The sequence below is a fragment of the Nonomuraea gerenzanensis genome (assembly GCF_020215645.1).
In the GTDB taxonomy this organism is placed as follows: Bacteria; Actinomycetota; Actinomycetes; order Streptosporangiales; family Streptosporangiaceae; genus Nonomuraea; species Nonomuraea gerenzanensis.
Window position 1 is genome coordinate 2,231,438 of sequence record NZ_CP084058.1, and the last position, 11,386, is coordinate 2,242,823.

Consider the following 11,386-nt stretch of genomic DNA (forward strand, 5'->3'; position numbering starts at 1 on the left):
AGACCTCCGCAGAGAAAGGGAGCGCTTACTTGGCAACCGAGCCTAACAACTGGGGACGATTCGGCCCAGACGATCAGCGCGGCACCCTGAACCTGCTCACCCCCTCCGTCGTCCTCGCCGCCCTGCGCAGCGCCACCACCGGTGAGGTGCTGAGCCTGGCCATGCCGATCAGGGGCGCCACCTCCTCGCCCGCTCCCGGCACGGTCCCGCACCTGCCGGGCCGGCCGCTGCCGCAGCACTTCATGTCGGTGGACGGCGGCGACTACGCGGCCGGCGCCCGGCCGATCGGCGCCGGCCTGCGGGTGGCCGACGACGCCCTGATCGTCACCCACCACGGCACCACCACGCACATGGACGCGCTGTGCCACATGTGGTCCGGCGACGAGCTCTACAACGGCCATCCGGCCGCCAGGGTCCGCTCGTACGGGGCCACGCGGTGCGGGATCGAGCACGTGGGCGGGGTGGTGGCCAGGGGGGTGCTGTACGACGTGCCACGGCTGCTCGGCCTCGGCCACCTGCCCGCCGACCACCGGATCACGGCCGGGCTGCTGGAGGAGATCGCCGTGCCCCGGGCCGGGGACGTGGCGGTCATCCGTACGGGCTGGCCGGTGGTGTGGGAGCGCTCGCGCGAGGAGTACTGGTCCGGCCAGCCGGGCCTGTCGGCGGAGGCGGGGCGGTGGCTGGCGGCGCACGACGTGGCGGCCGTGGCCTCGGACAACGCCGCCATCGGCGGGCTCGACGCGCGCGGCCTAGCCGCCGAGCCGGTCGAGGACGACCTGCACCTGCTGCTGCTCCACCGGCACGGCATCCACCTGATCGAGATGCTGTGGCTGGAGGAGCTGGCAGCGGCGGGGCGGACGGAGTTCGTGTTCGTGGCGGCGCCGCTGCGGATCGAGGGCGGCACCGGCAGCCCGCTCACCCCGCTCGCCATCCTCTGACCTGTGCCCTCAGCCCCAGGTGACCGGCAGGCACGTGACGCCGAACACCGCGGCGTCCTGCTTCAGCGGCACCCGCGCCGCCGGGACGGCGAGCCGCAGGCCGGGGAAGCGCTCGAACAGCGCGCCGTAGCCGACGCGCAGCTCGATCCTGGCCAGTTGCTGCCCCAGGCACTGGTGCACGCCGTGCCCGAAGGACAGGTGCCTGCGGGCCTCCTCGCGGCCGGGGTCGAGTGCGTCCGGGTTCGCGAACGCGGCCGGGTCGCGGTTGATCACCGGCACGGACAGCGCGACGGTCTCGCCCGCGCGCACCAGCACGCCCGCCACCTCGACGTCCTCCCGGGCGGCCCTGCTCGGCGCGCCGAACTGCACGATCGCCAGCCAGCGCAGCAGCTCCTCCACCAGGCCCTCCTCGTAGGGCAGCCCCTGCTCCAGCAGGGCGAGGACGCCGAGGGCCAGCATGTTCGCGGTGGTCTCGTGGCCCGCCACCAGCAGCAGCATCGCCACGTTGATCAGCTCCTCGTCGGTGAGCTCGCCGAGCAGACCGCTGATCAGGTCGTCGCCCGGCTCGGCGTGCTTGCGCCGTATCAGCTCACCCAGATAACCCGCCAGGTCGGCGGACGCCCCCGCCACGTCGCCGTCCGCCGTGACGAGCTGGAGGCTGCGGGACTGGAAGAATTCATGATCCGCGTACGGCACCCCGAGCAGCTCACAGATGACCATCGACGGGATCGGCAGCGCGTAGGCGCTGACGAGGTCCACCGGTGGCCCCGCCGCCGCCATGGCGTCCAGGTGGCCGGCGGCGATGCGCTCGATGCGTGGCTCCAGCAGGCGCATGCGGCGCAGCGTGAACTGGCCGGTGAGCAGGCGGCGATAACGCGTGTGCTCGGGCGGGTCCATGGCGCCGAAGAAGCCCGGGGGAGCGGGGCGTCCTGTCTCGCCCGGTGTGGTGAACCGCACGGCGGCGTGCTTGAGCTCCCGCCGTGCGCTGAACCTGGGGTCGCCGAGCACCGCCCTGGCCGCCTCGGCCGTGGTGGCCAGCCAGCCCACATGGCCGTCGGCGAACTCCAGCCTGCTCATCGCGGGCAGGCCGCGCAGCTCGGCGGGCGGGTCGAAGGGGCATCGCGGGTCACGGGTCGTGGGAAGTCGCATGATTATGAGAGTAGACTCTCAAAAGAAGGTTGTATAGCAAATGGTGAGGATCTCCTTGAAGTGGACGCGGGCCGCCGTACCCCCGAGAATGCGGAGACATGAGTGATCGACCGGGCCTGCGCGAGCGGAAGAAGGCCAAGACGAGGGCGCTGATCCAGAAGGAGGCGCTGCGGCTGTTCCGCCTGCAGGGGTACACCGCCACGACGGTCGAGCAGATCGCGGAGGCGGCCGAGGTGGCGCCCAGCACGGTCTTCCGCTACTTCGCCACGAAGGAGGACCTGGTGATCGTCGACCAGTTCCCGCCCTTCGTGGAGGCGCTCGACCAGGTGCCGCCCGACGTGCCCCCCGTGCGGGCCGTGCGCCTGGCCATGCGGGCCATGATCGAGGCGCAGACCCCGGAGGAGCGCGCGGACAGCCTGGAGCGCGAGCTGCTCATGCTCACGGTGCCCGAGCTGTGGGCGGCCAGCGTCGCGAACGTGACCGCCGTCGCCACCACCCTGCGCGACCGGCTCGCGGCCCGCGAGGGGCGGCCCGCCGACGACCCGGGGATCCGCAACGTCACGGGGGCCGTCATGGGCGTCATGGTGGGGGTCTGGGCCGAGTGGGTGAAGGACCGCGACCTCGACGCGCCGGCCCGCCTCGACGAGGCCCTCGCCCACCTGGAGGCGGGCCTGCCCCTGCCCCGCCCGTGATCAGGCGCCCCCTGATCAGCTTCCCGGGTAGTTGCCTCCGCCGTGCGCCGCGTCGAGGGCGTCGTAGTCGGGGGTGAATCCGCGCTTCGGGACGGCGTCCACGAAGGTCACGTGCCGCGGCTTCTTGTACGACGCCAGCAGCCCCTTGACGTGCTCGACCAGCTCGTCCTCCGAGACGCCGGCCCCCGGCTTCAGCGCCACGACGGCCTTGACCGCCTGGTGCCAGTCGGGATCGGGCACGCCGATGACGGCGGCGTCGGCCACGGCGGGATGGGCCTTCAGCGCCCGCTCCACCTCGGCCGGATAGACGTTCTCCGCCCCCGTTTTGATCATCCTGAGCTTGGGCCCGATGAAGGTGATGGTGCCGTCGGGCTCGCGCCGGCCGAGGTCGCCGGTGTGGTGCCAGCCGTGAGCCGTCTTTTCCGCATTTAAGTCGGGCCGGGCGAAATATCCGGAAAAGAGGGTCTTGCCGCGCGCACAGATCTCCCCGGTCTCACCCGCCGGCACCTCGCTCCCGTCCGGACCGAGGATGCGCACCTGCACCAGCGGCGACGGCCGCCCGGCGAACCCGGCCCCGCCCTCCGCCAGCCCTAGGAACGTGAGCATCCCGCCCACCTCGGTCTGCCCGTACCCGCCCATCTTGGACCGGCACCAGGGCGAGTCGTCCACGGTGATCATGTCGTCCCACTCGGCGGAGTGGGCCACGAACCGCAGCGACGACAGGTCGTACTTGCCGCCCGCGTTCGCCTTCGCCACCGCGTCGATCATCCCCCCGAACAGGAACGCCTGCGTCACCCGCTCGGCGTCCACCAGCCGGCACACCTCCTCGGGGTCGAAGGCGGGGGTGAACACGTTCGTGCCGCCGATCTGCAGCGTGGCCAGGCAGAACATCATCGTGCCCACGTGGAAGAGCGGCCCGTTGTTGAGGAAGGTGAACCCGGGCTCCATCTGCCGCACGACCAGCAGGGACGTGGCGTGCGCGACGAGCGCGGCGCTGCTGAGCAGGGCGGCGTTCGGCCGGCCCGCGAAGGCGGCGGTGTAGAGGGCCAGCACCGGCTCGGTGTCGGCGACCTGGGCGAACTCCCGTACGGAAGCCCCGGCGATCAGCCGCTCGTACTCCTCGCCCGCCTGGATCCAGCTCGCCTCGCGCAGCGGGGCGACCGGCTCGGAGTGCTCCCAGAAGACGGCCGAGGGCGTGAGGTCTCCGAGGACGAAGCGCAGCTCGTCCTCGGACTGCCGCCAGTTCGCCGGGCAGAACACGGCGCCCAGCCTGGAGCAGGCGAGCAGCAGCTCCAGCACCGCGGACGCGTTCTGCCCCAGCCACAGCACCCGGTCGCCGGCGGACACGCCCAGCCCGTCCAGGGCGGCGGCCAGGCGGCTCACCCGCTCGTCCAGCTCGGGGTAGGTGAGCCGGATCTCCCCGTCCACCACCGCGGTGACCTGGGGGCGGCTGCGGGCGTGGTCGGCGAGCACGTCCGACAGAGTCAGGCTGTGGATCATCGTGCGCCTCCGAAGGCAGGCATGACCTCGGTCGCGAAGAAGCGCATGACCCGCTTCATCTCCTCCAGCGGCATCGGCCGGGTGCTGCCGAAGTCGCACAGCAGGTCGGTGAACCCGGCGTCCCGCAGCAGGGAGATCTGCTCGATCACCCGCGCCGGGTCGCCGATCACCTCCAGCTGCTCCCACCGGAAGTCGGCGGAGAGCGTGCCGCCCTTGAGGTAACGGTCCTGGTAGTACTCGAAGCCCTGGGCGGCCCTGCCCGTCCTGGGGTCGATGGGCGCGCTGCGCTCGTTGAAGATGCGCGAGCGGTCGAACGACGCCTCGAACCGCTCCTGGTCCGCGCGGGCCTGCTCCAGGGTGGGGGCGACGTACACGCTGCGGGCCACCACCAGGTCGGCGTGACCGGTGTGCCCGGCCTGCGCGGCCGTCTCCCGCCAGGTCTCGGCCGCCTTGACGACCTTCCTGAACGGCGCCGCCGGGTCGGCCAGGATGGGCAGGCCGCGCTCGGCGTACATGGTCACGGTCTCGGGCGAGACGGCCGCCACGTGCAGGGGCGGATGCGGGGTCTGCAGCGGCCTGGGCACCAGCGACACCTCGGCGCCGGTCCGGTAGAACTTGCCCTCGTGCTGGTACGCCTCCTGCGTCCAGAGCCCGACGATCACCTCCAGCGCCTCGTTGAACCGGTCGCGCGCCTCCGCCAGGTCGATCCCGAACCCCTCGAACTCGAAGCTCTGGTACCCCCGCCCGATCCCGAGGTCCAGCCGGCCGCCCGACAGCACGTCCACCTGCGCGGCCTCCTCGGCGACGTGCACCGGGTTGTGCAGCGGCAGCACGACGATGCCGGTGCCGAGCCTGATCCGGCTGGTCCGGGCGGCGGCGTGGGCGAGCATGGTGAACAGGTTCGGCACGACCCCGTAGTCCCTGAAGTGGTGCTCGGCCAGCCGTACCCCGTCGAACCCCAGCTCCTCGGCCAGTCCGATGAGCTCCAAATGGTAGTCGTAGACGTCCTTGAAGCTCTGCCCGTCGAACCGGTGGAAGAGATGGAAGGTCGAGAACTTCATGCGGCAACCCCTCAGCAGGTAAACCAAGCGCTCGCTTGGGAGCGTATCAGCCGAAATGCGGTTCCGCATCACCGCAGGGTGCCCCTAGCGTGTCCGTGTGACGCAAGTGATCGTGTTGAACGGCGGATCGAGCGCGGGCAAGTCGTCGATGGCCAGGAGCCTGCAGGCCGTCCTGCCCGAGCCGTGGCTCAGCATCTCCATCGACGACCTCGTGGATGCGATGCCCGCGGCCATGCAGGCCGTGGACACCGGCATCGAGATCACCTCCGACGGCGAGGTGAATGTGGGGCCCGACTTCAGGAGGCTGCAACTGGCCTGGCGGGAGGGGATCGCCGCGATGGCCCGCGCGGGCGCTCCGGTCATCGTCGACGACGTCTTCCTCGGCGGGCCCTCGTCCCAGAAGGAGTGGCGGGAAGTGCTCTCGGGCCTGGACGTGCTGTGGGTCGGCGTCAGGTGCGACAGCGCGGTGGCCGCCGAGCGCGAGCTGGCCCGGCAGGACCGCCCCCAGGGCATGGCCGAGCTGCAGGCCGAGGTGGTCCACCAGGGCGTGCGCTACGACGTGGAGGTGGACACCACGCACGCGGCCGCCCTGGAGTGCGCGCGGACGGTCGCCGCGCACGTCCGGTAGGGATCAGTCGCGGCTCGCGACGAGGCTGCCCGCGCCGGCGGGCTGCGCGGCCCCGCCGCCCGAGGGCCGTACGACGCGGGCCAGCAGCGTCATCGTCGCCACCACGCAGGTGATCATCATGAACGCGGCCGGGTAGGACAGCGTGCCGGCCAGCCAGCCGGTGACCGGCGGCGCGATCATGCCCGACATGTAGGTGATCGTGGCCACCCCGGTCACCCCCTCGCTGGCGTTCGTCCCCGTGTTGCCCGCCGCCGCCAGCACCAGCGGCATGACCACGGCCACCCCCAGCCCGATCAGCGCGAACCCGGCCACGCCGAGCGCGGGCGTGCGGGCCGTCACCACGGCGACGCCGCCGAGCACCGCCACGATCCCGCCGACCCGGACGGTCCGCACGGGGCCGAGCAGCCGGATCACCCGGTCGCCCAGCAGGCGGGTGCCCGCCATGCAGAGCATGAGGACGGTGTAGCCGGCGGCGGCCACGCCCGGCCCCGCGTCGGTGACGTGCGTCAGGTAGACGGCGGCCCAGTTCGCGCTGGCGCCCTCGGCGAACACGGCACAGAAGCCGACCAGGCCGAGCGGCAGGATCGCCCGCGACGGCAGCGCGAAACGGCGCGGCGCGGGGGCGTCCTGGGTCGTGCCGGGGGCGGCGTCGTCCCTGAGCAGGCCGCGCCCGGCCAGCCCGAGCACGACGAGCAGGACGGCGGCGGCCACGCCGAGGTGGATCCTGGCGTCGACGCCGGACTGCGCGGCCAGGGTGCCGACGGCGCCGGCGGCCAGGCTGCCCACCGCCCACATGCCGTGCAGCCCGGACATGACGGAGCGGCCGAGCCGCCGTTCGAGCACGACGGCATGGGCGTTCATCGTGATGTCGGACATCCCCGCGCCCACCCCCGACAGGAAGAACACGGCGAACAACCAGGCGGGCGACGGCGCGAGCGCGGGCAGGGCCAGGATCACGCACCACGCCGCGAGTAAGGCGCGGGTGGCGGCACGGCTGCCGAACCGGTACGCCACCCGCCCGGCCATCGGCATGCCGATGAACGCGCCGATCGGCGGGCAGAGCAGCGCCAGGCCGAGGGTGCGCGGGTCGAGGGCCAGGTGCTCCTGGATCCACGGGATGCGCGTGGACACGGTGCCCGCGACGGCTCCGTGCACGGCGAAGACAACGGCGATCGCACGATGGTGACTCATGTGTCAGAAACTATCAGGCAGGCTTCCTGATGAAAAGAGAGTTTCAGGCAGGGACCCTGACTAATATGGGAGCGTGAAGACCGCGACCCCCGCCATGGCCCGTGCGATCAACGACCGGCTGGCCCTCGACCTGCTCCTCGACCGCGGCCCCCTCACCGCGCCCCAGCTCCGCGAGCTGACCGGCCTGTCCAGACCGACCGTGTCCGACCTGATCGAGCGCCTCACGCAGGGCGGGCTGATCGAGGTCACGGGTGAGTCCGGCGAGGACCGGCGGGGGCCGAACGCCCGCGTCTACGGGCTGGTGGCGGGCCGCGCCCACGTGGCGGGGGTGGACCTGCGGCGCGAGACGATCTCCGTGGCCGTCGCCGACATCACCGGGCGGACGGTGGGCAGCCGCACCCGGCCGGTCGGCGGCGACCTGGTGGACCTCGTGGCCGAGGTCGTCGCGGAGGCCGCGGGGGAGCGGGCGGTCGACACGGTCGTGGTCGGCGCCCCCGGGCTGGTCGCGCCGCGCGACGGCGAGCTGGTGTCGTCCAACGACGTGCCCGGATGGCGCACCGGGCTGGTGCCGGCCTGGAGCGAGCGGCTGGGCGTGCCGGTGACCCTGGAGAACGAGGTCAACCTGGCCGCCATCGCCGAGCTGCGCACCGGAGCCGCGCAGGGCGCCGAGGACTTCGTGCTCATGTGGGTGGGCGACGGCGTGGGCGCGGCGGTCGTGCTCGGCGGCCGACTGCGGCGCGGGGTGTCGGGCGGTGCGGGGGAGGTCGGGTTCCTCCAGGTGGACGGCACGGCGTTCTGCAACCTGGTGACCGAGAGCGTGGCGCGCGACCTCGGCCGCGGTGAGTTCGCCGCGCGCCTGGCCAAGGGCGCCTTCGCGTTCGTCACGCTCCTCGACCCCGGCCTCGTCGTGCTGGGCGGGGAGGCGGGGCAGGCGGGCGGCGACGGGCTGGCCGCCGAGGTCGCCGCCCGGCTACGGGAGCTGGCGCCCGCGCCGACCGAGGTGCGGGCCAGCACCGTGGCGGGCAACGCGGTGCTGCAGGGCGCCGTGCTCACGGCACTCGACCAGGCCCGCGACCACGTTTTCGGCTGACGATGAGAGCGCTCTCAACCGCGGTGCCCCCGGTAGTGCGCGATCAGGTGGTGGCCGCCGGCTCCCGGAGCGGCAGCCGTACCTCGAACCAGGTCTCGCCGGGCACCGAGCGCACCTTGATCTCACCGCTGTGCCGACCGGCCACGATGCGGTAGGAGATGTCCAGGCCCAGCCCCGTGCCCTCACCCACGCTCTTGGTCGTGAAGAACGGCTCGAAGATCCGGTCCTTGATCGCCGCGGGCACCCCGGGGCCGGTGTCGCCGATCTCGATGATCGCCTCGTCCTCGTCGTGCGCCGTGCGGATGGTCAGCGTGCCCTCCTCGCCCATCGCGTCGAGGGCGTTGTGGATGAGGTTCGTCCAGACCTGGTTCAGCTCGCCCGCGTAGCAGGGCAGGTCGGGCAGCGTGCGGTCGTAGTCGGTGACCACGCTGATGCCCGGCGGGATCTTGCCGCGGAAGATGGCCACCGTGCTGTCGAGCAGGTCGTGCACGTTCACGAGCTGGAACGGCGCCCGGTCCATCTGGGAGTACTGCTTGGCCGAGCGGATCAGCGTGGTGATGCGCTCCGTCGCCTCGGTCACCTCGTTGAGCATCTGCGAGATCTCGATGGCCTCGGCCAGCCAGTGCAGCGCCTTCGGCGTGTGCTCGGCGCCCACCTTGGTGCGGATCTTCTGCAGGTACGCGCTGGTGAACCCGGCGTTGACCAGCGCGGGCGCCAAGTCCCACGGGTCCTCGACGCCCACCTCCTCCAGCGCCTCGCCCAGCTCGTCCTCGGCGTCGGAGATCTCCAGCGGGGAGCGCTTGTCCTGCTGGGCCAGGTTGCTCGTGCACGCCTCCTGCGCCTCGATGAGCGCGCGCAGCTTGTCGGGCGGGATGCCGTCCTCGGCGAGCTGGGCGAGCTGGAAGCGCGAGGTCTTGATCAGCGTGCGCAGCTCGCTCACCGCCCGCACGGCCGCCGCGGCCGGGTTGTTCAGCTCGTGCGTGAGCCCCGCCGTGATCGTGCCGAGCGCGGTCAGCCGCTGCCGCCGGTCGATGATCTCGCGCTGCATGCGCCCGCCGGACAGCAGCCCGTCGAGCAGGTGCATCGCCATCGGGAACCACTCGGCCACGATGTAGGCGAACTTCTTGGCCGGCAGCATGAACATGCGTGACGGCGCGGTCGCGCGCAGCGTGTGCTGGTAGGTCTGCGGCGCCCGGTCGCCGAGGTAGGCCGAGGTGGCGCCGCCGTAGACGCCGGGCTGCGAGGTGCGGGGCATCGCGACGGTGCCGGCGCTGACCGTCTCGCTGATCATCTGGATCTCGCCCTCGAGCAGCACCGCGAAGCACTCGGCGGGCTCGCCCTGGCGGACGATGTCCTCGTCCTGGGCGTAGGTCTGCACGGCGCCGCTCATCGCGAGCTTGGTGAGCTGCTCGTCGGACAACCGCTCGAAGAGGAAGAGCTTGCGCAGCTCGTCTATGTCGATCATTGCTTCTCCAGGTACCGATGCACGAGCGCGACGGCCATCGCGCCCTCCCCGACGGCGGAGGCCACCCGCTTGATCGATTCGGCGCGTACGTCGCCCGCGGCCAGCACCCCCGGCACGTTCGTCTCCAGGAAGTACGGCTCGCGCCGCAGCGGCCAGTTGCGCGGCCGCCGCCCGCCCTGCACCAGATCGGGCCCGGTCAGCACGAACCCGCGCGAGTCGCGCTCGATCGTCTCGCCCAGCCACTCGGTGTAGGGCTGCGCCCCGATGAACACGAACAGCCACTGCGCGTCCACCGTGCGCTCCTCGCCCTTGGTGGACAGCGTCAGCCGCTCCAGGTGCCCGTCGCCGCCACCGCCGACGACCTGGGTCTCGACGTGCACCTCGATGTTGGGGATCGCGGCGATCTGCTCGATGAGGTAGTGCGACATGGACTTCTCCAAACCATCACTCCTCACCAACAAGTGAACCTTGCTCGCGAATCCCGACAGGTAGACGGCCGCCTGCCCGGCCGAGTTCGCCGCGCCCACGATGAACACCTCGGTGTTCTTACAGGCCGGCGCCTCGGTCAGCGCGGCGCCGTAGAAGACGCCGCGGCCCACGAACTCGTCCAGCCCCGGCGCCTCCAGCCGCCGGTAGGTGACGCCGGTGGCCAGGATCACCGCGTGCGCCGCGATCTCCCCGCCGTCCTTGAACCCGATCACCCGCGCCTGCCCGCGCGGCTCCAGGCTCGTCACCTTGCGCGCCGTCAGCAGCTCCGCGCCGAACTTCAGCGCCTGCCTGCGGGCCCGGTCGGCGAGCTGCTGGCCGGAGACGCCGTCGGGGAAGCCCAGGTAGTTCTCGATCCTGGAGCTCTGGCCCGCCTGCCCGCCCGAGGAGTACGCCTCCACCAGCACGGTGTTCAGCCCCTCCGAGGCGCCGTACACCGCCGCGCCCAGCCCGGCGGGGCCGCCGCCCACCACGATCAGGTCGTAGAAGTCGGTGGCGGGCGTGGTGGACAGCCCCACCGCGGTGGCCAGCGTCGCCTGGTCGGGCGACTCCAGCGTGGTGCCGTCGGAGGTCACCACCAGCGGCAGGTGACAGCCCTCGCCCGCCGCCTTCACCAGCTGCGCGCCCTCCGGGTCCTCGGCCAGCATCCACTGGTAGGGCACGTGGTTGCGGGCCAGGAAGTCACGCACCTTGTACGACTGCGCCGACCACCGGTCGCCCACCACCCGCAGCTCGGTGCGCTCCACCCGGTCGGTACGCAACCAGGCGTCGAGCTGGCCGTCGATCACCGGGTAGAACTTCTCCTCCGGCGGGTCCCAGGGCTTGAGCAGGTAATGGTCGAGATCGACGACGTTGATCGCCTGGATCGCCGCGTCGGTGTCGGCGTAGGCGGTCAGCAACACGCGGCGCGCGTACGGATACAGGTCCATCGCGGCCTCGAGGAACTGCACCCCGTTCATCTGGGGCATCCGGTAGTCGGCCAGGATCGCCGCCACCTCGTCGCCCCGCAACCGCATCTCCCGCACCGCGTCGATGCCGTCCCTGGCCGTCTCCGCACGCACGATCCGGTATTCCTGGCCGTAACGGCGTCTCAGGTCACGGGCGACCGCCCGCGACACGCCTGGGTCGTCGTCCACCGTCACGATGACCGGCTTGTCCATGCCCCACGTCCTTCTTCATGGTCTTC

10 protein-coding genes are annotated in these 11,386 nt (G+C 72.0%); 4 read left to right on the forward strand and 6 right to left on the reverse strand.

From position 1 onward, the window contains the following. The first annotated feature begins 29 nt into the window (after positions 1–29). Positions 30–938 carry a cyclase family protein gene (locus LCN96_RS10775; RefSeq protein WP_225272449.1) on the forward strand — a complete coding sequence of 303 codons (909 nt, stop codon included), beginning with the start codon at positions 30–32 and terminating at the stop codon, positions 936–938. Positions 939–947: 9 nt separating this feature from the next. Here the strand turns inward: LCN96_RS10775 and LCN96_RS10780 are convergent, their stop codons facing one another. Further along, a complete protein-coding gene (locus LCN96_RS10780) occupies positions 948–2,087 on the reverse strand; it encodes a cytochrome P450 (RefSeq protein ID WP_225272450.1) in 1,140 nt (379 codons plus the stop codon). Between the two features lie 98 nt (positions 2,088–2,185). Between LCN96_RS10780 and LCN96_RS10785 the strand changes: the two genes are divergently transcribed. Beyond that, the gene (locus LCN96_RS10785; RefSeq protein ID WP_225272451.1) at positions 2,186–2,779 is read left to right on the forward strand and encodes a TetR/AcrR family transcriptional regulator; all 594 of its coding nucleotides are present in this window, start codon (positions 2,186–2,188) and stop codon (positions 2,777–2,779) included. Between the two features lie 15 nt (positions 2,780–2,794). On the opposite strand, the gene LCN96_RS10790 is transcribed toward LCN96_RS10785, so the two are convergent. After that, the gene (locus tag LCN96_RS10790) at positions 2,795–4,279 is read right to left on the reverse strand and encodes an AMP-binding protein (protein WP_225272452.1); all 1,485 of its coding nucleotides are present in this window, start codon (positions 4,277–4,279) and stop codon (positions 2,795–2,797) included. Continuing rightward, on the reverse strand, positions 4,276–5,340 hold the full coding sequence (locus LCN96_RS10795) for an LLM class flavin-dependent oxidoreductase (protein ID WP_225272453.1): 1,065 nt from the start codon (positions 5,338–5,340) through the stop codon (positions 4,276–4,278). Before LCN96_RS10795 ends, LCN96_RS10790 begins: the two co-directional genes overlap by 4 nt. A gap of 97 nt (positions 5,341–5,437) precedes the next feature. On the opposite strand from LCN96_RS10795, the gene cpt reads away from it, so the two are divergent. After that, complete coding sequence (gene cpt / locus LCN96_RS10800) at positions 5,438–5,968, forward strand: chloramphenicol phosphotransferase CPT (protein ID WP_225272454.1); 531 nt, start codon at positions 5,438–5,440, stop codon at positions 5,966–5,968. A gap of 3 nt (positions 5,969–5,971) precedes the next feature. Here cpt and LCN96_RS10805 read toward each other — a convergent pair whose 3' ends face one another. Next, complete coding sequence (locus tag LCN96_RS10805) at positions 5,972–7,159, reverse strand: MFS transporter (RefSeq protein WP_225272455.1); 1,188 nt, start codon at positions 7,157–7,159, stop codon at positions 5,972–5,974. A gap of 73 nt (positions 7,160–7,232) precedes the next feature. Between LCN96_RS10805 and LCN96_RS10810 the strand changes: the two genes are divergently transcribed. Continuing rightward, on the forward strand, positions 7,233–8,249 hold the full coding sequence (locus tag LCN96_RS10810) for an ROK family transcriptional regulator (protein WP_225272456.1): 1,017 nt from the start codon (positions 7,233–7,235) through the stop codon (positions 8,247–8,249). Between the two features lie 43 nt (positions 8,250–8,292). Here LCN96_RS10810 and LCN96_RS10815 read toward each other — a convergent pair whose 3' ends face one another. Together LCN96_RS10815 and LCN96_RS10820 are read right to left on the reverse strand one after the other, a co-directional pair. Continuing rightward, a complete protein-coding gene (locus LCN96_RS10815; protein WP_225272457.1) occupies positions 8,293–9,714 on the reverse strand; it encodes an ATP-binding protein in 1,422 nt (473 codons plus the stop codon). Continuing rightward, on the reverse strand, positions 9,711–11,360 hold the full coding sequence (locus LCN96_RS10820) for an FAD-dependent oxidoreductase (RefSeq protein WP_225272458.1): 1,650 nt from the start codon (positions 11,358–11,360) through the stop codon (positions 9,711–9,713). Before LCN96_RS10820 ends, LCN96_RS10815 begins: the two co-directional genes overlap by 4 nt. Positions 11,361–11,386: the final 26 nt, after the last annotated feature.

What these genes read in the sequence shown, in the direction of transcription:
- LCN96_RS10805 (WP_225272455.1), bottom strand. Translation starts at nt 7,159, where the DNA reads ATGAGTCACCATCGTGCGATCGCCGTTGTCTTCGCCGTGCACGGAGCC.
- LCN96_RS10780 (WP_225272450.1), bottom strand. Translation starts at nt 2,087, where the DNA reads ATGCGACTTCCCACGACCCGTGACCCGCGATGCCCCTTCGACCCGCCC.
- LCN96_RS10815 (WP_225272457.1), bottom strand. Translation starts at nt 9,714, where the DNA reads ATGATCGACATAGACGAGCTGCGCAAGCTCTTCCTCTTCGAGCGGTTG.
- LCN96_RS10795 (WP_225272453.1), bottom strand. Translation starts at nt 5,340, where the DNA reads ATGAAGTTCTCGACCTTCCATCTCTTCCACCGGTTCGACGGGCAGAGC.
- LCN96_RS10785 (WP_225272451.1), top strand. Translation starts at nt 2,186, where the DNA reads ATGAGTGATCGACCGGGCCTGCGCGAGCGGAAGAAGGCCAAGACGAGG.
- LCN96_RS10790 (WP_225272452.1), bottom strand. Translation starts at nt 4,279, where the DNA reads ATGATCCACAGCCTGACTCTGTCGGACGTGCTCGCCGACCACGCCCGC.
- LCN96_RS10820 (WP_225272458.1), bottom strand. Translation starts at nt 11,360, where the DNA reads ATGGACAAGCCGGTCATCGTGACGGTGGACGACGACCCAGGCGTGTCG.